This window comes from Pseudarthrobacter sp. NamE5, from assembly GCF_005796225.1.
GTDB lineage: Bacteria > Actinomycetota > Actinomycetes > Actinomycetales > Micrococcaceae > Arthrobacter.
Map to the genome: position 1 here is coordinate 24,252 of NZ_VAHO01000014.1, position 22,959 is coordinate 47,210.

General features: G+C 65.9%; 23 protein-coding genes and 1 tRNA gene. 9 read left to right on the forward strand and 15 right to left on the reverse strand.

The genetic code is table 11. From position 1 onward, the window contains the following. Window positions 1-59: 59 nt before the first annotated feature. Both FDW84_RS15230 and FDW84_RS15235 read right to left on the reverse strand, forming a co-directional pair. Window positions 60-377: a hypothetical protein gene (locus FDW84_RS15230; RefSeq protein WP_138610358.1), complete on the reverse strand. Its 318-nt coding sequence runs from the start codon at window positions 375-377 to the stop codon at window positions 60-62. Window positions 378-535: 158 nt separating this feature from the next. Continuing rightward, window positions 536-1,390, reverse strand: coding sequence for a LysR family transcriptional regulator (locus FDW84_RS15235; protein ID WP_138610359.1), 855 nt, complete (start codon window positions 1,388-1,390; stop codon window positions 536-538). Between the two features lie 144 nt (window positions 1,391-1,534). Between FDW84_RS15235 and FDW84_RS15240 the strand changes: the two genes are divergently transcribed. Then, complete coding sequence (locus tag FDW84_RS15240; protein WP_138610360.1) at window positions 1,535-2,983, forward strand: MFS transporter; 1,449 nt, start codon at window positions 1,535-1,537, stop codon at window positions 2,981-2,983. A 21-nt stretch (window positions 2,984-3,004) separates the two neighbouring features. Here FDW84_RS15240 and FDW84_RS15245 read toward each other — a convergent pair. Then, window positions 3,005-3,078: transfer RNA gene (locus FDW84_RS15245), tRNA-Gly, on the reverse strand. Window positions 3,079-3,318: 240 nt separating this feature from the next. Here FDW84_RS15245 and FDW84_RS15250 point away from each other — a divergent pair. Continuing rightward, complete coding sequence (locus FDW84_RS15250) at window positions 3,319-3,798, forward strand: SRPBCC family protein (protein WP_138610361.1); 480 nt, start codon at window positions 3,319-3,321, stop codon at window positions 3,796-3,798. Window positions 3,799-3,869: 71 nt separating this feature from the next. Here FDW84_RS15250 and FDW84_RS15255 read toward each other — a convergent pair whose 3' ends face one another. Further along, the gene (locus FDW84_RS15255; RefSeq protein ID WP_240721541.1) at window positions 3,870-5,612 is read right to left on the reverse strand and encodes a CAP domain-containing protein; all 1,743 of its coding nucleotides are present in this window, start codon (window positions 5,610-5,612) and stop codon (window positions 3,870-3,872) included. A 148-nt stretch (window positions 5,613-5,760) separates the two neighbouring features. Between FDW84_RS15255 and dcd the strand changes: the two genes are divergently transcribed. Continuing rightward, entirely contained in the window at window positions 5,761-6,336 is a 576-nt protein-coding gene (gene dcd, locus FDW84_RS15260) for a dCTP deaminase (RefSeq protein ID WP_138610362.1), read from the forward strand. Between the two features lie 99 nt (window positions 6,337-6,435). On the opposite strand, the gene FDW84_RS15265 is transcribed toward dcd, so the two are convergent. From FDW84_RS15265 to FDW84_RS15295, 7 genes are all read right to left on the reverse strand, one after another. Then, the gene (locus tag FDW84_RS15265) at window positions 6,436-7,617 is read right to left on the reverse strand and encodes a cation:proton antiporter (RefSeq protein ID WP_138610363.1); all 1,182 of its coding nucleotides are present in this window, start codon (window positions 7,615-7,617) and stop codon (window positions 6,436-6,438) included. Window positions 7,618-7,622: 5 nt separating this feature from the next. Further along, window positions 7,623-8,105: a cation:proton antiporter regulatory subunit gene (locus tag FDW84_RS15270; RefSeq protein WP_138135122.1), complete on the reverse strand. Its 483-nt coding sequence runs from the start codon at window positions 8,103-8,105 to the stop codon at window positions 7,623-7,625. Next, window positions 8,102-9,157: a LacI family DNA-binding transcriptional regulator gene (locus tag FDW84_RS15275; protein ID WP_171046802.1), complete on the reverse strand. Its 1,056-nt coding sequence runs from the start codon at window positions 9,155-9,157 to the stop codon at window positions 8,102-8,104. The genes FDW84_RS15270 and FDW84_RS15275 overlap by 4 nt, the downstream gene beginning before the upstream one ends. Beyond that, complete coding sequence (locus FDW84_RS15280) at window positions 9,154-9,888, reverse strand: cupin domain-containing protein (protein ID WP_138610365.1); 735 nt, start codon at window positions 9,886-9,888, stop codon at window positions 9,154-9,156. Before FDW84_RS15280 ends, FDW84_RS15275 begins: the two co-directional genes overlap by 4 nt. After that, on the reverse strand, window positions 9,885-10,856 hold the full coding sequence (locus FDW84_RS15285; RefSeq protein ID WP_138610366.1) for a DUF6807 domain-containing protein: 972 nt from the start codon (window positions 10,854-10,856) through the stop codon (window positions 9,885-9,887). The genes FDW84_RS15280 and FDW84_RS15285 overlap by 4 nt, the downstream gene beginning before the upstream one ends. Beyond that, on the reverse strand, window positions 10,853-11,953 hold the full coding sequence (locus tag FDW84_RS15290) for a Gfo/Idh/MocA family protein (protein ID WP_138610367.1): 1,101 nt from the start codon (window positions 11,951-11,953) through the stop codon (window positions 10,853-10,855). Before FDW84_RS15290 ends, FDW84_RS15285 begins: the two co-directional genes overlap by 4 nt. A gap of 146 nt (window positions 11,954-12,099) precedes the next feature. Next, the gene (locus tag FDW84_RS15295; protein ID WP_138610368.1) at window positions 12,100-13,503 is read right to left on the reverse strand and encodes an MFS transporter; all 1,404 of its coding nucleotides are present in this window, start codon (window positions 13,501-13,503) and stop codon (window positions 12,100-12,102) included. 195 nt (window positions 13,504-13,698) lie between these two features. Here FDW84_RS15295 and FDW84_RS15300 point away from each other — a divergent pair, with 195 nt between their 5' ends. Genes FDW84_RS15300 through mnhG form a run of 6 tightly spaced genes read left to right on the forward strand, consistent with a single transcriptional unit; the run spans window position 13,699 to window position 20,154 of the window. Further along, on the forward strand, window positions 13,699-16,776 hold the full coding sequence (locus tag FDW84_RS15300) for a Na+/H+ antiporter subunit A (RefSeq protein WP_138610369.1): 3,078 nt from the start codon (window positions 13,699-13,701) through the stop codon (window positions 16,774-16,776). Continuing rightward, window positions 16,773-17,294: a Na(+)/H(+) antiporter subunit C gene (locus FDW84_RS15305; protein ID WP_138610370.1), complete on the forward strand. Its 522-nt coding sequence runs from the start codon at window positions 16,773-16,775 to the stop codon at window positions 17,292-17,294. Before FDW84_RS15300 ends, FDW84_RS15305 begins: the two co-directional genes overlap by 4 nt. Continuing rightward, window positions 17,291-18,937 carry a Na+/H+ antiporter subunit D gene (locus FDW84_RS15310; protein WP_138610371.1) on the forward strand — a complete coding sequence of 549 codons (1,647 nt, stop codon included), beginning with the start codon at window positions 17,291-17,293 and terminating at the stop codon, window positions 18,935-18,937. The genes FDW84_RS15305 and FDW84_RS15310 overlap by 4 nt, the downstream gene beginning before the upstream one ends. Further along, entirely contained in the window at window positions 18,934-19,479 is a 546-nt protein-coding gene (locus tag FDW84_RS15315) for a Na+/H+ antiporter subunit E (RefSeq protein WP_138610372.1), read from the forward strand. The genes FDW84_RS15310 and FDW84_RS15315 overlap by 4 nt, the downstream gene beginning before the upstream one ends. After that, entirely contained in the window at window positions 19,476-19,754 is a 279-nt protein-coding gene (locus FDW84_RS15320; protein ID WP_138610373.1) for an MrpF/PhaF family protein, read from the forward strand. Before FDW84_RS15315 ends, FDW84_RS15320 begins: the two co-directional genes overlap by 4 nt. Then, the gene (gene mnhG, locus FDW84_RS15325; RefSeq protein ID WP_138610374.1) at window positions 19,744-20,154 is read left to right on the forward strand and encodes a monovalent cation/H(+) antiporter subunit G; all 411 of its coding nucleotides are present in this window, start codon (window positions 19,744-19,746) and stop codon (window positions 20,152-20,154) included. The genes FDW84_RS15320 and mnhG overlap by 11 nt, the downstream gene beginning before the upstream one ends. A gap of 20 nt (window positions 20,155-20,174) precedes the next feature. Here the strand turns inward: mnhG and FDW84_RS15330 are convergent, their stop codons facing one another. The 4 genes from FDW84_RS15330 to FDW84_RS15345 all read right to left on the reverse strand — a co-directional run bounded on the left by FDW84_RS15330 (window position 20,175) and on the right by FDW84_RS15345 (window position 22,900). After that, window positions 20,175-20,438: a DUF4235 domain-containing protein gene (locus FDW84_RS15330; protein ID WP_138610375.1), complete on the reverse strand. Its 264-nt coding sequence runs from the start codon at window positions 20,436-20,438 to the stop codon at window positions 20,175-20,177. Between the two features lie 82 nt (window positions 20,439-20,520). Further along, window positions 20,521-20,736 carry a CDGSH iron-sulfur domain-containing protein gene (locus FDW84_RS15335; protein ID WP_138610376.1) on the reverse strand — a complete coding sequence of 72 codons (216 nt, stop codon included), beginning with the start codon at window positions 20,734-20,736 and terminating at the stop codon, window positions 20,521-20,523. Further along, window positions 20,733-21,848, reverse strand: coding sequence for a glycosyltransferase family 2 protein (locus FDW84_RS15340; RefSeq protein WP_171046803.1), 1,116 nt, complete (start codon window positions 21,846-21,848; stop codon window positions 20,733-20,735). The genes FDW84_RS15335 and FDW84_RS15340 overlap by 4 nt, the downstream gene beginning before the upstream one ends. Beyond that, window positions 21,845-22,900 (reverse strand): iron-containing redox enzyme family protein, encoded by a 1,056-nt coding sequence (locus FDW84_RS15345; protein ID WP_138610377.1) that lies wholly within the window; start codon window positions 22,898-22,900, stop codon window positions 21,845-21,847. Before FDW84_RS15345 ends, FDW84_RS15340 begins: the two co-directional genes overlap by 4 nt. Between the last annotated feature and the right edge of the window lie 59 nt (window positions 22,901-22,959).

The following is a 22,959-nucleotide window of genomic DNA, read 5'->3' on the forward strand; positions in this document are numbered from 1 at the left end:
GGCCGGGCCCTCACCTTTCGGTGAGGGCCCGGCCTTCTTGTCCTGCTGTGTTACTCGTGTCAGCCCAGGTACCACCCGGGCGGCGCCCACGTAACCGGAACGCTGTGGGCCGAAAAATCCTCGCAGCGGGTGCAGGTGTAGGCGACTTCACCCAGGGCGGCTACCGACCCGTCACGCCGGTAGGTGGGCGGGATGTAGGACTCGAGGTAGACGAATTCGTCGGTCCGGCACCTGTCGCAGGTGGGTTTGCCGATGTATCCGGAATCGGTGGTGGCTATGCCTGCACCGAGCTTGGCGTTACGGGTGCCAAGCGGCCGCGCAGTGGTGTGCACGCGGGTATGGGCCGGGCTGTAGTGGGAATTCTTGGCTGTCGTCATTGGCTGCCTGTCCCGAGCTGGGATCCTGGCATTCAGGAGCACGCTCGTGTTGATGAACGGCCAGCTGCTTGACCCTGGGAAAATCAGCATAAGTGATGCAACCTTCCGCAATCAATGGAAAACTGCTTGTCGCTGCACGCAACGGGCTGATACCGGCGTTATGCTGGGCGGTTAATGGTCCGGCCCACAATGGACTGCGTCAGGGCATCAATGACTTCTGTGTTGGCCAGCGGGTTGCGGATCAGGGTGAAGTCGACATCCCCCACCGCCGGCAAGTCAAAGCGCCGGGTGATGATCTTCAGGTCCCCGGGAACCAGCGACGACGGCATCACCGCTACGCCGATCCCTGCCCTGACTGCCGCGAGCACACCACTGATCTGCCGCGTGGTGCAGGTGATCCGCCAGGTCCTGCCATGGGACTCGAGGGCATCAATGGCAAGCTTCCTGCTCAGGCTCGGCGACGGGTAGGCGATCAGCGGCACGGGAGCCCCGGGGTCCAAGGTGGTTTGCTCCAGCCCAACCCAGGAGAACGAATCATGCTGGACCACCGTTCCGTCCTTGGCGCCGGCCACCCACTTCACGAAAACCAGGTCGAGTTGGCCTGCATTCAGCTTCCTGTACAGCTGGTCGCTCTGGCCCACCGTCAGCTCCAGGTTGATCTGCGGGTAGATCTGCCGGAATTCCCGCAGGATCCGGGGCAGGCCCGTGATGGCCAGGTCATCCGCGGTGCCGAACCGGAGCCTACCGCGCATCGCAGACCCCGAAAAGTAGCGGGACGCGGAGTCGTGGGCGGCCAGGATGTTCCGGGCGAAACCGGCCATTGCGTCCCCGTTGTCGGTCAGCCGCACATCACGGGTATCCCTGCTGACCAGGACCCTTTTGGCAGCCGCCTCCAGCTTGCGCACATGCTGGCTTACCGTGGGCTGGGCCAGGCCAAGCCGGTCGGCCGCCTTGGTGAAACTGAGCGTTTCCGCAACGGCAAGGAAGGAGCGCAATTGGGCTGGTTCAAACATTGGGGACTCCGGAGGGCATCGGGACGGGCGTCGGCGACATTGCATTCTGCAATAGGAGTTATAGGGACGATAGGTCTCTATAATCCGTGAGCCCAGCCTAGCGTTAAGGGCATTCCAGACCGCACGCACTGTGAGGACATACCTGTGGCACCCCCACCGCCTTCAACGGCAACCGTCACCCAGCCCGTCGTCGACTCCGCAGGATCTGCGCCGCCAGGCCCTCCAGCACCCCAAGGCCCTCCGGTGCCGCAAGACGCTCGAGCCCAGCCAGGCCCTTCAGCCCAGCACCCGCAAACCCAGCCCCTCGCCGTCGTCAGCGAGCGGCTGCCGTGGAAACACACCTTCATTTCGCTCAAGGTGCCCAACTTCCGCATCTTCGCCATCGGGCATTTCATCGCTGTCATCGCCACCTGGATGCAGCGGATCGCCCAGGACTGGATGGTGCTGGAACTGTCGGGTTCCGTCACCGCTGTGGGAATCACGGTGGCGCTGCAGTTCCTGCCGTCCCTCCTGCTGGGCCCTTGGGGTGGCATGATCGCCGACCGGTTCGCCAAGCGGAAAATCCTGATCCTGTGCCAAAGCATCGCCGCAGTGCTGGCGGCGGCGCTGGCAGCCCTTGCGCTCAGCGGCGCCATCGAGGTGTGGCACGTCTACGTCATCGCACTGGTGCTTGGCTTGGTGACTGTCCTTGACCAGCCGGCCCGGCAGGTGTTCGTCCACGAACTGGTGGGGCCTGCCTATCTCCGCAACGCCATCAGCGTCAATTCCACCACCTTCCAGCTCGGCGGCCTGATTGGTCCCGCCCTGGCAGGATGGCTGCTCACCACGGTGGGGGCAGGATGGGCGTTCGCCGGCAACGCCCTCGCCTGCTGCTCCACCGTTGCCATGCTGCTCATCCTGCGGAAGGACCAGCTGTATGTCAGCGCGCCGGCGCCCAAGAGCAAGGGGATGCTCCGCGAGGGCCTGAGGTACGCGCTCAGCAAGCCCACCATCTATTGGCCCTGGCTGATGGCCGGCTTCATCGCGGTGTTCGCCATGGGCCTGCCAGTGGTGCTCGCCGCCTTCGCGGACCATGTGTTCGAGGTGGGCGCCGGCGGGTACGGGCTGCTGAACGCCCTGGTGGCGCTTGGCGCACTGACAGGTGCAGTGGCCTCCACCCGGCGCCGACAGCTGCGGCTGCGCTCCGTGGTGTTCTGCGCAGGGATGTACGGTGCCACGCTGTGCCTTGCGGCCCTGGCGCCGTCGATGCCGGTGTTCGGCGCGGTGATGGTGCTGTCCGGCTTCTGGTGCCTGATGTTCCTCACCGGATCCAACCAGCTGGTCCAGGTGAGCACCAATATGGGCATCAGGGGCAGGGTGATGAGCCTGTACATCATGGTGCTGATAGGCGGCCAGGCCATCGGCGGGCCCATGCTGGGCTGGATCGCCGAGCATGCCGGCCCCCATCTGGCCCTGCTGGTGTCCGGTGGCGTGCCGGCCTTGGCTGCCTTGACGGTGGCGGTGATCCTCGCACGGAAGGGCTCGCTGCTGCTGAAGATCAACATCAGGGACCGCAGGCAACCGGTACAGATCATCCGCCGGGTTGCCGCGTAGCCTCCGGGGGAACAGCAGGCGTGGAGCGGCTGACGGGAATCGAACCCGCGTATCAAGCTTGGGAAGCTAGCGCTCTACCATTGAGCTACAGCCGCAGCGCCCCGCTTGTGGAGGGGCAGAACATAGCTTAGCGCAGAAGTCTGCCCGCTTTGCCCACCACGCCTTCAACCGCTCCGTGTCACTGCGGCCTGCGCGTCATCCAGTAACTCTTCAATAACGTCCCCGGCTGTGGCTAGGTGGGCGTACGGAGCGCTGGCTAACCTGATCCGGGTAGCTGCAGTGCCGGGGGGATGCAGCTGCTGCGGCAGGGCGACGTCAACCACAGAAAGATTCCGATGGCATTCGCAGAGCACGAGGTCCTCATCCGGCGGGACGCCATGGCTGTGTATCTGTACCTGCTGGACGCGGCCAACCTTCCGCTTTGGCGCGACAGCGTCCGCAGCGTCAAGCTGGTGCAGGGAGCTGCCGCATCCAAGGGCGCGGTGTACCGGAAGATGGTGGCAGGGCGCTCCGGACTCAGCATTCCGGCAGAACTGGAAATTACCCAGGCGCGGCCCGGTGCGGAAATCCAGTTCACGGTCGTCTCCGGCCCCGCGCACCGGACGGGCGGCTACTATCTGAGCACCGAGGCGGCGGGGACCCGGGTCCGGTTTGCCCTGGAAGCCCGCCCGGAGGGGCCGCTTGGCTTCGTTGACAAGCTCGGCTTCCTGAGCCGGCTGGGCTTCCTGAACAGGATGCTGCAGCGGAGCGTCAGCTCTGACGTAGCCCAGCTGGAGCGCCTCAAGGACGCCCTGGAGCTCCAGCCGGCGATCTAGCTGCCGGCTGGCCACTCACTGACCGTGCCCCGCTGTTCCCGCCTTGCCGCTCCAGCCTTACTGGTTAGGCCCTACTGCGCCAGGCGCTGGCCAGCCCAGGGACCGGCAATGTTCGACGGCGAGGCGAGGCTTCCGGAGGTCAGGTCCCAGTACTGCACCACATCAGAGGCCCGACGAAGCGCCAGCCCGGTGGAGTTCAGCCCCGTAACGTCCCGCAGCGGCCTGATGCCGGTGACGTCTCCCCAGCCGGTGGCCACTGTGGCCCTTGCCTCTGCGCGCAGCGCCGTGGTCCCCAAGCCGCGGTAGAGCTGGACCGCGCCGTCGGCCCGGAGCGCCAGGACGTCCTGGAAGCCGTCGGCGTCGTAATCCACCATGGACAACTTCCGGGCGGTGCCCACCGAGCCCACAAACGTGCGGACGGACAGGTCGCCCATGCCCTTGTTGGGGTACAGGTAGAGGTTCCCGGCGCCGTCCAGCGCCAAAATCTGGGGCATCCTGTTGTTGGCGCACCAGCCGCCGACCGCCAGCGTCAGTGTTTCCCACCCCCCGTTGCCCAAAGTGACCGGCGCGTGGAAGCCTCCGCCGGCTATGCCACGGTGCAGTGTCAGGGTGCCGTTCGTCCGCTGTGCCAAGAGATCGTATGCGCCGTCACGGTCCCAGTCCGTGGTGAACACTTCCTTGGCGCCGGCGAAGCCCGACCCGATCACCCGGGCCGCACCAAAAGTCCGCGCCCCCGTGGCCGCCTTGCCAAGGAGCTGCCCGGCGGAGTCCACCGTCACCAGGTCGCCTGGCCCCTTGATGGCCGCGGCCGAGAGGTCAAGCGTGGGCGGCATGTGCCGGACCGGGGCGTCGCACATGGAGGGTGCCGGCGACGGAAGAGCGGTGCTGGGAGCACTGCCGCCGGGGGAGTTGGTGGTGCCTGCAGGAAGGGTGGTGTAGCCGAAGAAGTTAACCACGCCCCAGATCTGGTACGTCCTGTCCGTATAGCTGATCCCGGCGCCCATCACGTTGAAGCGGGGATCAAGCAGCATGGCGTTGTGGCCGGGAGAGCCCTTCCACCATTCGACCAGCAGCGCCGCATCCCGGTCAGTGCGGATGGCGATGACCTCGCCGGCGCCGTTGTTGGGGCTCAAGGCACGCGGATCGGTCCAGAAACTGGCCCGGTGCTCTATCACCTCGCGGGACGCGATGTTGTCCGACCACTCCTGCGCCAGGGCCGCGACGGTGGCGTGATAATTGACCGGGTTCAGGCCCCTGGATACCCGGTATTCGTTGATTTTGTTGAATACGGTCAGGACGGCGGCCGCATTGTTGTCCGGAACCAGCGCCTCTGCCGCGGGAACGGCTGTGGATTCAGGAGCGGCCTGCCGGGAAACTGAGGGGGAGGCCAGTTCCTCGTCCGGAGCCCACAGCGGCGGAATGGAGGGGACCTCGGTTCCTGTCCCTGCCGGCTCGGCTTCGGGGGTGGCTGTTGGCGCCGCTGGTGCCGTTGCCCCGCCGGCCCTGGCGGTTGCGCCAGCATCCGGGGCGCCAGGGGTGGCCGGTTCCGGTGCGGTTCCGGATCCAGCAGCAGTCACCAAGGGCTCCGTGGGTGACGCCGGGCGGATGTCCGGTTCCACGGCGGGGGTGAGCGGGGACCCGGTTGCGCCTGCCCCGGAGGGGGAATGGCCGTCGTCATGGACAACGGAAGGAGCGAAGGCAACGCTGTTGGCGCCGGAAGCCGTGACAAGCCCGCTCCCGGCAGGGGGCAGGGAAGACGTGCCCCCGGAGGTGGCCAGCACCAATGCACAGAGCACGCCAATGAAAGACGGCACGACCTTTTTATTCACAACATCCCCAGCTCTGTTGGGCCATCCGGGAGACCATCCGGCGCCTGAATCACTGAAGCAACATTAGCCCCACTGGGCATCAGCAACAACGAAAAAATGCAGCTGTGGATAACCGATACGGTAATTTGGGACGGTGCTGATCTCTGACCGCGACATTCGTGCCGAAATAGACTCCCAGCGGATCGTGCTCGAGCCGTACGATCCCGCGATGGTCCAGCCGTCGTCGGTGGATGTCCGGATCGACAAGTTTTTCCGCCTGTTCGACAACCACAAGTACGCACACATCGACCCCGCAGAGGAGCAGCCGGAGCTGACCCGGCTCGTTGAGGTGGAGCAGAATGAGCCTTTCATCCTGCATCCGGGCGAGTTTGTCCTTGGTTCCACCTTTGAGACAGTTACGCTGCCCGACGACATTGCAGCCCGGCTGGAGGGGAAGTCGTCCCTGGGCCGGCTGGGACTGCTGACCCACTCCACTGCCGGATTCATCGATCCCGGCTTCTCAGGCCATGTCACGCTGGAGCTGTCCAACATGGCCACGCTCCCCATCAAGCTGTGGCCCGGCATGAAGATCGGCCAGCTGTGCTTCTTCCGGCTTTCCTCGTCTGCGGAGTACCCCTACGGCTCAGGCGAATACGGCAACCGTTACCAGGGCCAGCGCGGGCCTACCGCCAGCCGCAGCCACCTGAACTTCCACCGCACCGGCATCTGACGCAGCAGGACTTCCGCAGCCGGCCCAAGGGGACCCGGCCAGCCAGCAGTCCGTTCCAGGCCTTCGCAGCCAACTGGCAGCCGAAGCGCCACCGCGTGGTCAGGCCTTCGCGGCCACCCTCGGAGCAGGCAGGACGGCCTTGGCCAGCGGCTCCGCATAGCGTGCGGCGAGCGGGCCCGTGACGGCCAGGAGCAGCACGTAGGCGGTGGCAAGGGCGGCAAGTTCGCCGGGTATCGCTCCGGATGCCACTGCCAGTCCGGCGATGACGATCGAGAACTCGCCGCGGGCTATCAAGGTAGCCCCCGCACGGAACCGGCCCGGCCTGGCAATGCCCACGCGCTTCGCTGCCCAGATCCCTGTCGCCATCTTGGTGGCAGCGGTGACAACCGCCAGCACCAGGGCCCAGCCGAGCACCGGCGGAATGGATGAGGGATCGGTATTGAGCCCGAACGCCACGAAGAAGATGGCGGCGAAGAGGTCGCGCAGCGGTTCAAGGATGCGGGTGGCGTTGTGCGCCGTCGCGCCTGAAATTGCGATCCCGAGCATGAAGGCGCCAACTGCCGCGGAAACCTGCATGGCAGAGGCCAGGCCGGCCACCAGGAGAGCGGCACCCAGCACGTTCAGCAGGAACACTTCGGAGTTTTCGCTGTGGACGGCCTTGGACACCTGGTGCCCGTGGCGCAGTGCCACCATCAGCACCAGGCTGACGACGGCCAGCGCGATGCCGACGGTGGTAAGGCCGCCGAGGAAGCTGACCCCGGCAAGGATGGTGGTGAGGACCGGAAGATAGACGGCCATGGCCAGGTCCTCAAAAACCAGGATGGAGAGCACCACCGGGGTTTCCCGGTTGCCGATCCGGCCCAGGTCCGTGATGACCTTTGCTGCGATTCCTGACGAGGAGATGTAGGTGACCCCGCCCAGCACCATGGCTCCTACCCCGCCCCAGCCCAGCAGGTAGGCAAGAGCCGCCCCCGGAAGGAAGTTAAGGACCAGGTCAAGCACGCCCGCCTGCCAGGATCTCCTCAATCCGGTGAAAAGCTCTGCGGCCGTATATTCCAAACCGAGCATCAGCAGCAGAAGGATAACGCCGATTTCGCCGGAAAGGTGCGCAAACTCGTGCATCCCCTCAAGCTTGATAATCCCGCCGGCCCCAAAGGCAAGCCCGCCAAGAAGGTACAGCGGGATAGGCGACATTCCGATCCGTCCGGCCAGCCTGGCCAACAGGCCGAGGCAGAACACAACGGCCCCCAGTTCAATGAGGGTCAGGGCCAACGGGTCCATAGCGTTTATCCGTTACGAAGGATATCGGCCGCCGTATCGAGGCCTTCCTGGGTGCCGACAGCTATCAGCAGGTCACCGGTGTGAAGAACGACGTCGGGCCCCGGCGACGGCAGCACCTCACCTTCACGCATGATCGCCACGATGGAAACGCCGCAGCGGGTGCGGATACAAGCCTTTCCCATGGGCTGGTTTTGGAACGGGGAGTCCGGCGTGATGGAAAATTGCCGGGTGACGATGCCGGGGACATCTTTGTGCTCCTCCGACAGTTTCATGGCCAGGTGCTGTCCGCCGAGCAGGTTGCCCAGCGTTGCTGCCTCTTCCGCCGTCAGCGGGATGGAAGCCTGGCAGGTATCGGGATCGTCCCAGGTGGACACGATAAGTTCCGTCTGGCCCTCCCGCAGCTCCACGACGCCGATCCGGCGGCCCGAAGCCGTCATGAAGTCCTTCCGCCGGCCAAGGCCCGGAAGGTTCGTCTCATCCACGTTCATGGTTCCAGCCTAGTCTCCCGCGGCGCCCTTGGGGCGGGCCCGGACGATTCGCGAAGGACCAGCCGCGTGCCTGCGGTTCCAGCTTCCGTCGGCAGGGTGCCGCCGGGCTTCAGCGCCGCGAGCAGCTGCTTCATGGCATGGCCGCCCTGTGCCTCGAGGTCCATGTGGACGGTGGTCAGTGACGGGACCAGGAAAGCAGACTCCGGGTGGTCGTCCCAGCCCACCACACTCACATCGTCAGGGACCCTGCGGCCTTCTTCGTGAAGGGCCCGGATGGCTCCGATGGCCAACTGGTCGTTGGCGGCGAAGATGGCGGTGATGGACCGGTCAGCAATGAGGGTTTGCGCGGCGGCGTAGCCGGAAGCTGCGCTCCACTCTGCTTCGGCCACCCCGCCGTCCTCCAGCCCGGCATGCTGGACCGCCCGCCGGTAGACACTGAGGCGGTTCCTCGCTGCCGGCCATGCCTGCGGACCTGCGATGTGGGCGATCCGCCGGTGCCCCAGGGCGGCGAGGTGCGCCACGATGGCCTGTGCCGCCGATCCGTCCGACATCCTGCCCTGGCCGCGCATCTGGTCGTCATATTCCCCGGCAACCACGACCGGGATCCGTTCCTGCGCCTGCAGGAGATCGGTTCCGGCAAGGGGAACGAAGGACAGCGCACCTGCGAAAGGACCGCCGTCGAGAATCCTGCGGAGCCGTTCTGTCCGCTCCGGTCCGCTTCCCTCAAGGGCGACGACGTCCAGGTGGTAGCCGGCGTCCTGGGCTGTTGCCGCGGCACCGGTCAGCATTCGGGACGGAAAGAACGGCGAGGCCCCTGGCACCAGGGCAAGGAGGCGGTAGGTGGCCCTGGTGCGCAGCGAACGGGCCGCGAGGTTGGGCGTGTAGTTCAGTTCCGCCATGGCCCGCTCAACCTTGTCGGACGTCGCGGCCTTCAGTTTTGAACGGTCAGCCATATACCGCGAGACTGTCTGGTGCGAGACCCCGGCGAGCCGCGCCACTTCGTAAATTGTGGCTGCGCGGCCCGGCCCGGCGCCGGCTGGCGTGGGTTTCACAGCCGGGCATCCTCCCAGGTGGTGAGGCGGCCGCACATGCCGTACCCCTCGCCCGTCCGCCGGCCGCCCCGCGCCACGGCTGCGCCCGCCAAGGATGCAGCTGATCCCTCGGCCAGTTCCTCCAGTGCCTGTCCGGTCGCCCTGACCTGGGCCAGGACGTTCGCTTCCCACAGTTCTTTCCATCGTTCTACGCGGGGACGGACCAGGCGGGCTGCGGCGCGGTGGAATTCTGCCAGGGCGCCAGGGCCATCCGTGAGCACGGAAGTATGCAGTTGTGCGTATCCTTCCAGGGCAAGGTCACGCCGACGGCGGGAGGCGGCGGCCAGGACGGACTCCTCCACGTCGCGCGGCAGGACAGCATGCTCCGCGTACAGGTCCGGGTCCTGCACGATGTGGCGTGGAAACGTCAGGACCGCGTCTCCGGCCTCAGGCAACCCGGCGTTGGACATGATGACCGTCAGGGTCAGGTCTTCCGTGTTCACCAGGCGGTGGACGGTGCCGGGGCTGAACCAGAGCAGGGCTCCCGCCGCCAGGCTGTGTTCCTCGGCGCCTGCCATGGAAAGGGTATGCACCTCGCCCCTGCCGGCCGTGACCAGGTAGGCCTCGGACGACACCGTGTGCAGGTGCGGCGAACCCCCGCACAGCCCGTCGACGGACTCCCAGTCATAAACCCGAAGCCCGCTGACAGCAGTGCCGCCCGGAAAGCGGGGAACCGGGGCAGTGCTGCTCACTTGTCTGCCCGCGCCCGGGAGGTGCCGGCCAGTACTTCACGGGCGGCAGTGGCCAGGGATTCTGCCCGCGCTGCATCTGACTGCCCGTCAGCGATGACCACGGCATGCCGGAAGCGCAGGGTTGAGTCTGCTGGAAACAGGACTTCCTTGCTGAAGAAGGGAGCCGGGCCCATGCAGGCAAACGGCTCGGAGCGGGCAAACCACTCGGGTTCCGGGTGGGCGCTCCCCGGATCGTCCACCATGACCACGGTGGAGAAACGGCAGGTTTCGTCGTGCTGCCCCACGAAGGACAACCACGGTGCTCGCTGGCCGCGGAGTTCCTCGCCGGTAGCACCGCCGGGGCCAATGATGGTCCCCCCGGCAAAGGACCGCGGGCCGCGCCAGAACAGCCCGCCGTATCCTGCATTGTCCCGTCCCTCGGTGGTGGGGGAGCCAATATGGATCTCTTCGCCGGAGACGTTGGTCATTGCAGTCTCGAAGATCAGGGTGTAGCTGCCGTCAGTCCCCGGCACAACCTGGAAGGACCGCTCCTCCTCAACCACGAGCGACCCCTGCTGGGTGACCCACTGCAGCGTATGGGCAAAAGCGAACGTCCCGCCGTCGTCCGTTGCCTTGACGAGCTCGCGGTGCCGCATGGCGCCGTTGTTCGGCAGCCACTGGTAGTCCTGGCCGCGCCGGTAGCTGGGGCCGCCCCAGAAGTTGTCCGCACCCAGATGCGGCAGGGACCAGGCGATGCCCTTATGCCACACGTGGTCGTGGGGGCGGTAGGCGCTGACCAGATCGCCGGACCTGGTGCGGACGGGGTGGAAATACGGCCTGGGCGATTCCTCCTGGGGATCGTCGGCGGTGTAGGTGTAGGTGAGTACATCCATTCCGTCAAGGAAAATCACGACGGCGGTACCATCGTCCGTCCAGGTGACCTGGTTTTTGGGGGCTTCGGCAGCAGTTGTTCCGGCGGAGGCGTTCATGCGTGGCTCGTTTCCAGTTTCCAAGGTTCCAGCCGGCCGTCGGCACGGTCGAAGAACGGGTTTCCTTCAGTGATTTCGCCCCGCCGTACGGTCTTGCCCGTGATGGCGGAGGCATAGATTGCGGCGGCCAGTTCCATGGTGGGGTAAGCGTCTGCCAAAGTAACCGGCGGTACCGTTCCGGAGCTGACGGCCTCGATGATCCGTGCGTACTGCGCGGGGTGGCCGCTGGGCGTCGCCGTCCGGCCGTCCGCCCACAGGTCCGCCAGGTGCTCCTGCCCGGGCGCGGGGGTTAAGCGCCAGTGTGACTCGTCATATCCGTAGAGATGCTCCAGTTCCACGGTGGCATGCTCGTAGTCAAAGCGGAGCTGGGAAGTTTCCCGGGGCGAAATGACGGAGTTTATGACGGTGCTGAGGGCTCCGGATTCGAACCGGACGATCGCAGTGGACACGTCCTCCGTTTCCGTGCGGCGGGCGAGCCTCCCCGCGAAGGCTGTCACCTCCTGCCACGGACCCCACAGGTGGAGAAGAAGGTCGAACTGGTGGATGCCGTGCCCCATGGTGGGTCCGCCGCCCTCAACGTCCCACTGGCCGCGCCACGGTACGTCGAAATACTCCTGTTTGCGGAACCACAGCGTATTGCAGAAGCCTGTCAGCGGATTGCCCAGGGCCCCGGACTCCTGCAGCTCCGCCAGCCTGCCGGCACCCGTGCCGAAGCGGTGCTGGAAAATGCAGCTGACGCGTTTCCCGGTGGTGCGTTCGGCTCCCTGGAGCTCATGCAGCTGCCGCAGTGACAGCGCCGGTGGCTTCTCCAGCACCACGTTCAGGCCAAGTGCGAGTGCTTCCAGGGCCAGCGGGGCATGCGACGACGGCGGGGTGCAGACAGCAACCAGGTCCAGTCCCGCTTCCGCGGCTGCGGCCAGGCTGGGAGCAGTGCCGGCGAATCCCATCTCCTCAGCGAACCCGGCGGCGCGGCCCTGGTCGATATCCACCGCAACCACCAGTTCTGCTCCTGCAAGCCTCAGTGCCTCTGCATGAGCGTGGGCTATGCCGCCCGTGCCGATGATTCCCGCTCGGGGACGTGGTGGGGCCTCACCCATGGGTTCTCCTCATCCTTGAGAAATTTGAAAGGTTTCATTCATTGGTGGCATCCATTATGTGATCGATAACAAGGAGCAGTCAAGGGTCTGCGGAAACCTGCTTCATTTAGAGGAAGCGCTTGGGCGCCCCTAAAGCCGCCAGCCGCTCAGGCCGCGGGAACCACCGCGATGGGAGCCTTTCCGGGGGATTTCACCGGCAGCAGGACCAGCAGGCCGGCCAGGAGGACCACCATGATGCCCAAAATGCCCCACCGCTGTGCTTCACCGGGTGATACGAAGGGGGTGGCCAGGGTAATGCTGAGGGTAAAGAGGGCCGGTGCCAGGAAGCTGACCGCGCGGCCGGTGGTGGCGTACAGGCCGAACAGTTCGCCGGACTCGCCGTGCGGGGCAAGCCGTGCCAGATAGGCCCGGGACGAGGACTGTGCCGGGCCCACGAAGAGGCAAAGGAACAGTCCGAAAACCCAGAAGGTGGTGCTGCCCGGCCAGGCCATGCCCAGGAAGACGTAGTCGCCGTTGCCGAGGACCAGGATGACCGTGCCGGCGATCAGCAGGCCCACGAGGGAACCGGTGATCACCCGCTTGGGACCGATCCGGTCGTCCAGGAAGCCGCCGATGACAGCCCCCGCAGCGGCCACGACGTTTCCGAAGATGGCGAAGAAGATGACCTGGGACAGTTCAAAGCCAAAGGTGCCTGCAGCGATGATTCCGCCGAATGTGAAGACAGCCGCCAGCCCGTCCCGGAAGACTGCGCTCGCCAGCAGGAAATAGATGGTGTGCGGGCTGGTGGCATAGATCGCCTTGATTCGCCGGACCAACAGCCCGTAGCTGGCCAGGACCCCGAGCCGCTTTGCCTGCGGTGCCTTGGGAAGCTCCGGGACGGCAAACAGCACCGGCAGGGCGAAGATGAAAAACCACAGGGCTGAGAACACGGCCACCAGCCGGATGTTCAGGCTGTCCTCTGTGGAGGCGCCGAACCATTCGATGCTGGGCTGGACGAACAGCTGCAGGACGATCAGCAGGGCAACGATGCCCCCGAGGTAGCCGGCGCCCCAGCCGAAGCCGCTGACTTTGCCGATGTTCCGCGGCGTGGAGACCTGGGCCAGCATGGCGTTGTAGTTGACGCCCGCGAATTCGAAGAACACGTTGCCCAGCGCGATGAGGGACACTCCCAGCAGCAGGAATTCAGGCTGCGGGAATACGAAGAAGCACAGTGCCGTCAGGAGGGCGACGGCGGCCGTGTTGACTCCCAGCCACAGCTTCCGCCTGCCGCCGGCATCCGAACGCTGGCCCGTAACGGGCGCCAGGAGCGCGATGGCCAGGCCGGCAACAGCCAGGGCGCTGCCGAGGACTGCCGATGCCTGGTCCTCGCCGCCGAAAGCGTCCGAGGTGAGGTACACGGTGAAGACGAACGTTGTCATCACCGCATTGAAGGCAGCTGAGCCCCAGTCCCAGGAAGCCCAGGCCAAAACCCGCCCCTTGCTGGCGGCCTGATTCCCGGATTTGAGTTCCGAGGACGGCTGCGTTGCCCCGGGAGCGCTGGCGCTGTTCATATGCAGCATCGTATCCGCCGGGGGTGAACATCCGGCGGAGATAGGGCCCATCAGGCCGGGGAAAGCAGGGAAGGATACAACATTGGCGGCGGAAGCGGTACAGACGGCTTGATAAACTGAACCTTCCCGGACCTAACTTATGAACCGCCTGCTCCAACTTTTGACAATCGAATCCCTGACGTTGCGGAGATACCAGTGATTACAGTCCTTGCCGTGCACTTTTCGGTGGCTGCCCTGGCACCTTTCCTCTTCAGGGCCTGGGGCCGGAACGCCTTCTACGCGCTCGCTGCTGTTCCCGCCGCCTCCTTTGCCTGGCTGCTGTTCCAGCATGGGTCCGTCTACTCGGAGCAGGGTGCAGTCGAAGAGACGGTCCCGTGGATTCCGGGCCTCCAGCTTGAGTTCGCCTTCCGGATGGACGCCCTGGCCTGGGTCATGTCGCTGCTGGTGCTTGGTGTCGGTGCCCTGGTGCTGGTCTACTGCGCCAGGTACTTCAAGAAGAGAGACCAGGACCTCGGCGCCTTCGGTGCCCAGCTGCTGGCCTTCGCCGGCGCCATGTTCGGACTGGTGGTGGCGGATGACCTGCTGCTGCTGTTCATCTTCTGGGAACTCACCACCATCCTGTCCTACCTCCTGATCGGGTACGCGCGGACCCGGCTGGCGGCACGGCGCTCCGCGCTGCAGGCGCTCATGGTCACCACCGCCGGCGGGCTTGCGATGCTCGTGGGGCTCATCATGCTGGGCCACGCCGCAGGAACCTACCGCATCTCCGCCATCATGGAGCAGGCGCCCGCCCTGGTGGACGGAGCCGCGGGCCCAATGCTGGGTGCCGCCGTCGTCCTCATCCTGGTGGGCGCGATCACCAAGTCCGCCCTGGTCCCGTTCCACTTCTGGCTTCCCGGCGCCATGGCGGCCCCCACCCCCGTCAGCGCCTACCTGCACGCCGCCGCCATGGTCAAGGCCGGGATCTACCTCGTGGCGAGGCTGGCCCCCGGTTTCTCCGAGACGGCCTACTGGCAGCCGGTGGTGCTGGGGCTGGGCCTCGCCACCATGCTGGTGGGCGGCTACCGGGCACTGCGGCAGACTGACATCAAGCTCATCCTGGCCTACGGCACCGTCAGCCAGCTTGGCTTCCTCACCATGGTGGTGGGTTTGGGCACCCCCGACGCGGCGCTCGCCGGCCTGGCGATGCTCCTGGCCCACGGACTGTTCAAGGCCACCCTGTTCCTGGTGGTGGGCATCATCGACCACCAGTCAGGGACACGCGATGTCCGCAAGCTCTCCGGCGTCTTCAGATCCTCCCGCGCCCTGGGCATCGTGGCGGGAATTGGGGCGGCCTCCATGGCCGGAGTCCCCCTGCTCGGCGGCTTCGTGGCCAAGGAATCGGTGCTGGAGGCCTTCGTCCACCATGCGGCTAGCCCTGCGGCAGGAGCGTGGGGAGCGGTGGTGCTTGCCGGAATCGTCATTGGTTCCGTCCTCACCTTTGCCTACAGTGCGCGCTTCATGTGGGGTGCCTTCGCCGTCAAACCGGGCGTGGAACACACGCCCTTCAAGGCCGTCAGGCCCTCCTTCCTCGCCGCGCCGGCCGTCCTGAGCCTCCTGACCATCATCTACGGGGTATGGCCAGTCCCCGTGGACGGGTGGATCCAGCCGTACGCCGCGTTGTTTGCCTCCACCGATCCCGACGCCGGCACTCTGGCTGAACGGGCCGGCCACCTTGCGCTTTGGCACGGTTTCACGCCTGCCCTGGGGCTGACGGCTCTCACCTTTGCACTGGGCTTGGCGATGTACTTTGGCCGCGACGCCGTTTCACGGGTTCAGTCCCTGGTGCCGGCGTGGGTGGACGGGGACAAGGCGTACCAGTACACCATCGGCGCGCTTGACGATGTGGCGGTGTGGATTACGGGCCGCACCCAGCGCGGTTCCCTCTACTACTACCTCGCGGTCATCCTGAGTGTCGCGTTCATCCTTCCCCTGTCCGCCATCCTGCTGGCGGGCAAACCACTGCCGGACGACATCTACCTGGTGGACCCCAACTCCCCGCTCCAGCTGGTGGTGGGTGCGGCAATCGTGATCGGCGCGCTGGCCGCCGTCAAGGCCAACAAGCGGTTCCTTGCGGTCCTGATGGTCTCGGTCACCGGATACGGCATCGCCTTAATGTTTGCGCTGCAGGGCGCCCCGGACCTCGCGCTGACGCAGATGCTGGTGGAGACCATCATCCTGGTGGCTTTCGTCCTGGCACTGCGCAGCCTGCCGCCCGAACTCCGCGACCGCACCGGCGGCAAGTACCGGGTAGTCCGGGTGATCATCGGGCTCAGCTTCGGCGTCACCATGGTGTTCGCCGCGATCTATTCGATGGGTGCCCGGACCGCAATACCGGTCTCCCTCGAGTTCCCGCGCCTCGCCTATGAGGGCGGCGGCGGACTCAACATTGTTAACGTGACGCTCGTTGACATCCGGGCATGGGACACGTTTGGCGAGATCACAGTCCTGGCCCTCGCAGCCACCGGCGTTGCGAGCCTGATCTTCATCCGCGGACGCGGTGACCGGATCAAGAACGCCGCCACGGTGGCGGAGGGAACGGTGGGCCGCTACCGCCTGGCCAATGCCGGTTCCCGCGATGCCGCCGCACTGGCCGTCAGCAGAAGGTTCGCCGCTGCGGCCCGGGACGCGTGGATCGTGGCAGGCAGGACGCTTGCCCCGGAACGCCGGTCCATCATTTTTGAGGTGGTCACCAGGCTGGTCTTCCACTCCATGATCATCTTCTCGCTCTACCTCTTGCTGGCAGGCCATAACCTGCCCGGCGGCGGCTTCGCCGGCGGGCTCACCGCGGGCCTGGCACTGACCATTCGTTACCTCGCAGGCGGGCGGTTCGAGCTCAGCGAGGCCACGCCGGTGAGCGCCGGCACGCTTCTGGGGATCGGGCTGGCCGTTGCCGCAGCGTCCGGGGTGGTGCCACTGCTGCTGGGCGGCCAGGTGTTCCAGACGGCCATCATCGAACTCTGGCTTCCGGTGTTCGAGGACATCAAGTTCGTCACCTCCACCATCTTCGATATCGGCGTGTACATCGTGGTGGTGGGCCTGGTGCTGGATGTCCTGAGGAGCCTCGGGGCCGAGATCGACGAACACGTTGAAGAGCGGTCGGCCGCCGAGCACGGCGAGGGACCGGCCGGGCAGCAGGAATTTGTCCTTGGTGCTTCCGCCGCCTCTGTGGCCAAAGAACAGGATTTCAGCGGCAACACAGCCGGGACCACCGCAAAGGGCGGGCAAGCATGAGCGTGAACCTGACACTGCTGATCGTGATGGGTGCGCTGTACGCCTGCGGCATCTACCTGATCCTGGAACGCAGCCTGACGCGGGTCCTGCTGGGCCTGATGCTGCTGGCCAACGCCACCAACCTGCTGATCCTTGCCACCGGCGGGTACGCCGGGCTGGCCCCGCTGTATGCGAAGGACGCCGCTGCCGGGGACTACAACGATCCCCTCCCACAGGCACTGATCCTGACATCCATCGTCATCTCCTTCGCCGTGACCGCCTTCATGCTCGGCATCATTTACCGCACCTGGGTCCTGGCACGCCGCGATGAGATCCAGGCCGACGTCGAAGACCTCCGGGTGGCGGAAACTCCCAGCTTCGATGCTGAGGACGATGCCGTGATCCCCGCAGAGACGTCCGAGTTCCCGGTTACCACCGTCATGGCCGGCGGCCGCGAAATGCCTGCCGAAGCCGCAGCCGAAGAAGAAAAACCCGGTTCCGCCAACGTAGCCCCCAGCCCGGAAGGAGGCGGAAGGTGAACCTCGCATCCCTGGCCCCGCTCGCCGTCGTACTTCCCATCCTGGGCGCCGCCCTGACCTTCCTGCTGATCCGGCATTCACGCGCCCAGCGCGCCGTCAGCATTGGATTGCTGTCCCTCACCCTCCTGCTGGAATGCCTCCTGCTGGGATCCGTGTGGGACGGCGGCACGGTGGCCGTGACCCTCGGCGGCTGGCTGCCGCCGTGGGGCATCGTGCTGGTGGTGGACCAGTTCTCGTCCCTGATGCTGGTGGTTTCCTCGGCGGTCAGCCTAGCCGTGCTGGTGTATGCCACCGGGCAGGGCATGGCCGACGGCGACCAGGACGCGCCGGTGTCGATCTTCCACCCCACCTACCTCATCCTGGTGGCCGGGGTGTCCAACGCCTTCCTCTCCGGCGACCTCTTCAACCTCTATGTGGGCTTTGAAATCCTGCTGACTGCGAGCTATGTGCTGATGACGCTGGGCGGCACCGGGCCCCGCATCCGGGCCGGCGTCACCTATGTGGTGGTGTCCGTGGTGTCCTCGGTGCTGTTCCTGATCTCCATAGCCATGGTTTACGGGGCCACCGGAACCGTCAACATGGCGGACCTTGCCATCAAGCTGAGTGAGCTGGACGAGGGGACCAGGACACTCCTTCACGTGATGCTGCTCGTGGCGTTCGGCATCAAGGCCGCTGTGTTCCCGCTGTCCTTCTGGCTGCCGGACTCCTACCCAACAGCGCCGGCACCGGTGACGGCAGTGTTCGCCGGCCTGCTGACCAAAGTGGGCGTCTATGCCATGGTGCGGACGGAAACCCTGCTCTTTCCCGGCGACTCCCTCAACGCCCCGCTGATGGTGGCGGCGCTGCTGACCATGGTGGTGGGGATCCTGGGTGCCCTGGCGCAAAGCGACATCAAGCGTCTGCTCTCCTTCACCCTGGTGAGTCATATCGGCTACATGGTGTTCGGTTTGGCCATGTCCTCGGTTGCAGGGCTGGGGGCCGCGGTCTTCTACGTGGCACACCACATCACCATCCAGACCAGCCTGTTCCTGGTGACGGGCCTGATCGAGCGAAGGGGCGGCAGCTCGTCCGTGGACCGGCTGGGCGGCCTGGCCAAGCTCTCGCCGCTGCTGGCACTGCTGTTCTTCGTTCCGGCCATGAACCTGGCCGGCATTCCGCCGTTCTCCGGTTTCCTGGGGAAAGTGGGCCTCATGCAGGCCGGCATCGAGCTTGGGACGCCGCTGGCGTACGCCCTGGTGATCGGCGGCGTGGTCACCAGCCTCCTGACCCTGCTGGCCATTGCCAGGGTGTGGAACCGTGCGTTCTGGCGGAGGCCTTCCGACGCTGAACACCCGGACCCTGTGCTGCTGGCGACACCTGCCGCACCTGCTGCCCGGACCATGGCCGGGCCGGGCGCAAAACGGAACAGCGCAAAACGGAACGCCGCCAATCAGGACGCTGTCACCCTACTGCCCCGCACCATGGTTGGCCCCACTGCGGGGCTGGTGGTGCTCGGCGTAGCCCTGACCGTTTTTGCCGGGCCGCTGTTCACGGTCTCCGACCAGGCCGCGGAGGACATGCTGGACAGGTCCGCCTACGTCCACGCCGTGCTCGGTGATGACACTGTGGTGCCGCCGGCCCCGACCTCGGGAGGAGGGCGATGAGCCGCCGTCGGATTTCACTTCGCCAGGAGTTGCCGCTCCTGGTGTGGCTGGTGATTGTCTGGGGTGCCCTGTGGCAGGATTTCAGCCCGGGCAACCTCTTGTTCGGAGCGCTGCTGGCCGTGGCAGTGGCACGGCTGTTCTACCTTCCGCCGGTGGAACTCAGCGGCCGCTTCAACATCCTTTTCGCCATCCCCTTTGCGCTCGTGTTCCTGGGAAAGGTTGCCGCCGCCAGCGCACAGCTCCTCTACCTCGCGGTCGCGCGGGGACCAAGGGTGACCAACGCCGTCGTCGCTGTGCCGCTGCGGAGCCGGCAGGACCTGATGGTCACGGCCACCGGTCACGTAATTTCCCTGATTCCGGGTTCGCTGGTGGTGGAGGTGGACCGGTCAACCTCCACCCTCTACCTGCACGCCCTGAACATCAGCTCGGCCCAGCGCGTCCAGGCACTGAAGCAGGAAGTGCGGTCCATTGAGGCGGGGTTGATCAGGATCATGGGCACCAAGGAAGAACTGGAAACCCTGCGTATGGAGGCAGCCGCATGATGAACTTTGTCCTGGTGGTAACCGCCGTGATTTTTTCGCTTGCTGCCGCCGGCGCTATCGTGCGGATCTCCCGCGGACCCTCCCTGCTGGACCGGGTACTGGCAACGGATGTCCTGCTGGCCATCCTGGGCGGCGCCCTGTGCGTTGACATGGCCGTCAACCGGCACCTGAACAACCTGATGCTGGTGGTTGCCATCTCGGTCATTGGCTTCATCGGGTCCGTGACGGTGGCAAGGTTCGTGGCAGACCGGAGGGAGCAGCCCAATGAATCCTGATCCCACCAGCCCGGATGCCTGGGTGGACATGCTGTCAGCGGTATTCATGATTGTTGGCGCCATCATGTCCCTGGGCGCGGCCATCGGCCTGCTGCGGTTCCCGGACCTGTTGAGCCGGATGCACGCTGCCACCAAGCCGCAGGTGCTGGGCCTGTTCCTGCTCCTGGCGTCCATCGGGCTGCAGATGCGTACCTGGTGGGTATGGCCCGTCCTGTTGGTGGCCTGGATCTTCCAGCTGCTCACCGCGCCGGTGTCGGCCCACATGGTGGGCCGTGCGGGCTACCGCACCAAGCACCTGCACCGCGAGCTCCTCACCTCCGATGAGTTGGAAGCCGTAGTGCAGAAAGCCGCCGCCAGGGCCGCCCGGGAGGGCGGTTCCGACGACGGCCGGGGAGACTGATCTCCCTGCTGCACTAAGCCTTAGACGATGTCCTGGGTCTTGGCGAACCGGGTGATGGCACGCTGGGTGCCGCGGTTGGCCAGGACCTGGATGATGGTGCTGACTGAAGCGGAAATCAGCGCGAACGTCAGCGCGGACTGCAGGCTGGTGGGAACATCCTCGTCCTTGCCAGTGGGCGGCTTCCGTCCGGTGGTCTTTTCCCAGATGGTGTTGACCAGCTTGGTCCCGAGGAAGCCGGCGCCGAGGCTGATTCCGGTGCCAAGCAGCTTGATGAAGAAATTCATTCCTAGTACTCCTTGCGGGCGGTAAACGGACTGCCACCAGCCTAGCTGCACAGCAGCCGGGCGAATGGCACGAGGCGGCGAATCAGGGGGAGGGCGGTTCCGTCCGGAACTTGATCATTTTGTGGGTACCGTCGCAGTACGGCTTGATGGCCGAAGCGCCGCACCGGCACAGCGCTACTGTCTTCCTCTCGCGCGGAACCGGATCCCCGGAAGGCGTCACGATTTCGAAGTCCCCGCGCACAATGAGCGGTCCGTCCGGGCAGACCACGATGGAGCTTTCCGGTGGTTCCTGGTTCATGCTTGCTCCTGCTCTGTTGTGCTGGTGGAAACCTGTACATCCCGCTGGCCCGTTCCAGCGAGTTTGCCGTAGTGCCGCCGCCGGAGCTCGGCTTGCGGATGGGCTGCGGTCTTGAGCCTGGTTCCCGCGTACGGCACGCCGCCGGCCAGCCGGTACCCTAGCGCAATCCACATGCATACGGCCCGTTCCAGGGCCCACAGCGGAGCGAACGGTACCGCACCCAGCGGAAAGACCGCACTTCCGTGGTGCCGCCGCCGGCCAACCTCGGCGGCAACTGCGGGCGCGGCGGCCAGTGCCAGCAAGGCGTTCCGGCGGTGCCGCCCGGGCAGGCAGGCTGCGCCAACAAGCAGCGGAAGCAGCGCGAGCTCCGCGGCAAGCCTTCGCGGCTGGGCGAAGTTGTCGTACGCCTGCCGGACGCGTTGTTTCAGGAAATGCCGTGCCTTGGGCGGCCTGCGGGCCACGAACAGGGCCGAAAGGATTTTCTCCCGGCCTCCTGCTGCCTTCACGGTCCTGATCAGCTCAAGGTTCTCGAACAGCACGGGCTCGTAACCGCCGGTTGCCAGCAGCGCGCTCCGGCGCACCCCCAGCGTTCCGGGAAAGTCGTCCGACCAGGCCCGGTTGATCAGGGTCCGGGAGGTGTCCCACCAGGCGTGCCACGGCAGGGGATCGAAGTAGTTCTGCGGCCGCACAACCTCTGCCGAACCAAGGTGATGGACGACGGCGGCGAGGGACTCGCGCGTGTAACGCACGTCGTCGTCGGCTATCACCAGCAGCTCCGCCGCGGCGGCGCGCACACCGGTCATCACCCCGGCAACCTTGCCGTTGCCTCCGCGCGGCGCCGGCCCTGCGTCCTGTCCTGATTCCGGCCCTGGTTCATGGCCTGGTTCAGGCCGGATATGCCGGACGGCAGGGGGGAACAGTGCACGGTGGCGTTCAAAAAGGGCGGGGGGTGAGCCGTCCACCACCGTAACCATGATCCAGCCAGTGAGCTCCCGGAGGTAGGCAACCAGTTCCGGCAGGTCTGCATCGTCAGTCCAGCGCAGCGGCAGGATGTACTCCGCCGGCTGGTCCAAGGGCTCACCTGATGGCTGGTCGCGTGGCGCCGTGCTCATGCTGCCGCCGGTACTGCCGCCCTCAGTGACGTCCTGCCGCTCTCCCAGGCCTTCAGGATGTGCGCTGACAGCCTGCCGTCAATGGCCATGACAGCGGTGGCGCCAAAGAGGACGTCATCGAGCAGTCCGGGCTCGGCCTCCACCAGGCCGCCGGCCAGGTCGCGGCCTGCGATCTGCTCGTGGACGGCGTCGGCTTCCACGTGCTCATCGAAGTAATGGGTCACCTGGGCATCGAAGCCGAGCCGGCGGAAGCCGTTGCCGTACAGGCGGTTGGGCTGGGAGGACGTCATTTCGTAGATGGCCAGGTGTCCGGTGATCGCACCGCGCAGGCGCCGGTTCAAGCCGAACAGGGACATCAGGTTGACTGCTGCCAGGGAGACGGCGGGGACGTCGTTGACGTAGGCGCCGTAGTCATCAGTCATGCCCAGGCCGCGCATGGTGCGGGCGAAAAGTGCGCTGTGCATCCGTTCGGGCCGTCCGCCCCCGTACTCATCGGCCTGGATTTCCACCAGTGCCGCCTTCGCACGTCCGGAGAGCCGGGGGATGGCGAAGGTGTGCGGGTCCGCTTCCTTCAGCTGGTAGATGGACTTATGGATCAGGAATTCCTTCAGCTGTTCCAGGGTCGCCTTCTTCGCCACATAGCGGGAGAGGCTGGGGCCGCCGTCACGCGCCGCCAGGCCAAACAGCACGTCTGCCACGGCATCACTGGTGAGCCCCGACGCCGGGGGAAGATCCAGGTCACCGGCCGCCTGGGCAGCGGCGTCCCGCAGGGCTGCTTCGAAAGGCTTCTCGAGCAACTGGCGGACCCGGACAAGTTCCGGTGCCCACTCCCACTCGTCACTTACGCCCTCAAGCCCGGAGTAGTGGAGTTCATAGAGGCAGAACAGCGCCAGCTGGAGGTCGTCGTCGGCAATGATGTCCGGGCTTGCGGCGAGCTGGCTGGCCACCAGCCGCTGCAGCTCTTCAAGGCCGCCGGCTTGGATGTCAGGTGCCTCAGCAAGAACGCCAAACAGGGCGGTGCTGACAGGGCCTCGCGGTTCTGGGATTTTCATGATGCTCCTTCAGGTCTGGCTTGGTGCCGGTCCTGGCCGTCTTCCCTGACGGCCGGGGG

Bases quoted from the DNA above. Each gene is read 5' to 3' on its own strand.
- FDW84_RS15230 (WP_138610358.1), bottom strand. From the start codon at position 377: ATGACGACAGCCAAGAATTCCCACTACAGCCCGGCCCATACCCGCGTG.
- FDW84_RS15235 (WP_138610359.1), bottom strand. From the start codon at position 1,390: ATGTTTGAACCAGCCCAATTGCGCTCCTTCCTTGCCGTTGCGGAAACG.
- FDW84_RS15250 (WP_138610361.1), top strand. From the start codon at position 3,319: ATGGCATTCGCAGAGCACGAGGTCCTCATCCGGCGGGACGCCATGGCT.
- FDW84_RS15265 (WP_138610363.1), bottom strand. From the start codon at position 7,617: ATGGACCCGTTGGCCCTGACCCTCATTGAACTGGGGGCCGTTGTGTTC.
- FDW84_RS15270 (WP_138135122.1), bottom strand. From the start codon at position 8,105: ATGAACGTGGATGAGACGAACCTTCCGGGCCTTGGCCGGCGGAAGGAC.
- FDW84_RS15285 (WP_138610366.1), bottom strand. From the start codon at position 10,856: ATGAACGCCTCCGCCGGAACAACTGCTGCCGAAGCCCCCAAAAACCAG.
- FDW84_RS15290 (WP_138610367.1), bottom strand. From the start codon at position 11,953: ATGGGTGAGGCCCCACCACGTCCCCGAGCGGGAATCATCGGCACGGGC.
- FDW84_RS15295 (WP_138610368.1), bottom strand. From the start codon at position 13,503: ATGAACAGCGCCAGCGCTCCCGGGGCAACGCAGCCGTCCTCGGAACTC.
- FDW84_RS15305 (WP_138610370.1), top strand. From the start codon at position 16,773: ATGAGCGTGAACCTGACACTGCTGATCGTGATGGGTGCGCTGTACGCC.
- FDW84_RS15315 (WP_138610372.1), top strand. From the start codon at position 18,934: ATGAGCCGCCGTCGGATTTCACTTCGCCAGGAGTTGCCGCTCCTGGTG.
- FDW84_RS15320 (WP_138610373.1), top strand. From the start codon at position 19,476: ATGATGAACTTTGTCCTGGTGGTAACCGCCGTGATTTTTTCGCTTGCT.
- mnhG (WP_138610374.1), top strand. From the start codon at position 19,744: ATGAATCCTGATCCCACCAGCCCGGATGCCTGGGTGGACATGCTGTCA.
- FDW84_RS15330 (WP_138610375.1), bottom strand. From the start codon at position 20,438: ATGAATTTCTTCATCAAGCTGCTTGGCACCGGAATCAGCCTCGGCGCC.
- FDW84_RS15335 (WP_138610376.1), bottom strand. From the start codon at position 20,736: ATGAACCAGGAACCACCGGAAAGCTCCATCGTGGTCTGCCCGGACGGA.
- FDW84_RS15340 (WP_171046803.1), bottom strand. From the start codon at position 21,848: ATGAGCACGGCGCCACGCGACCAGCCATCAGGTGAGCCCTTGGACCAG.
- FDW84_RS15345 (WP_138610377.1), bottom strand. From the start codon at position 22,900: ATGAAAATCCCAGAACCGCGAGGCCCTGTCAGCACCGCCCTGTTTGGC.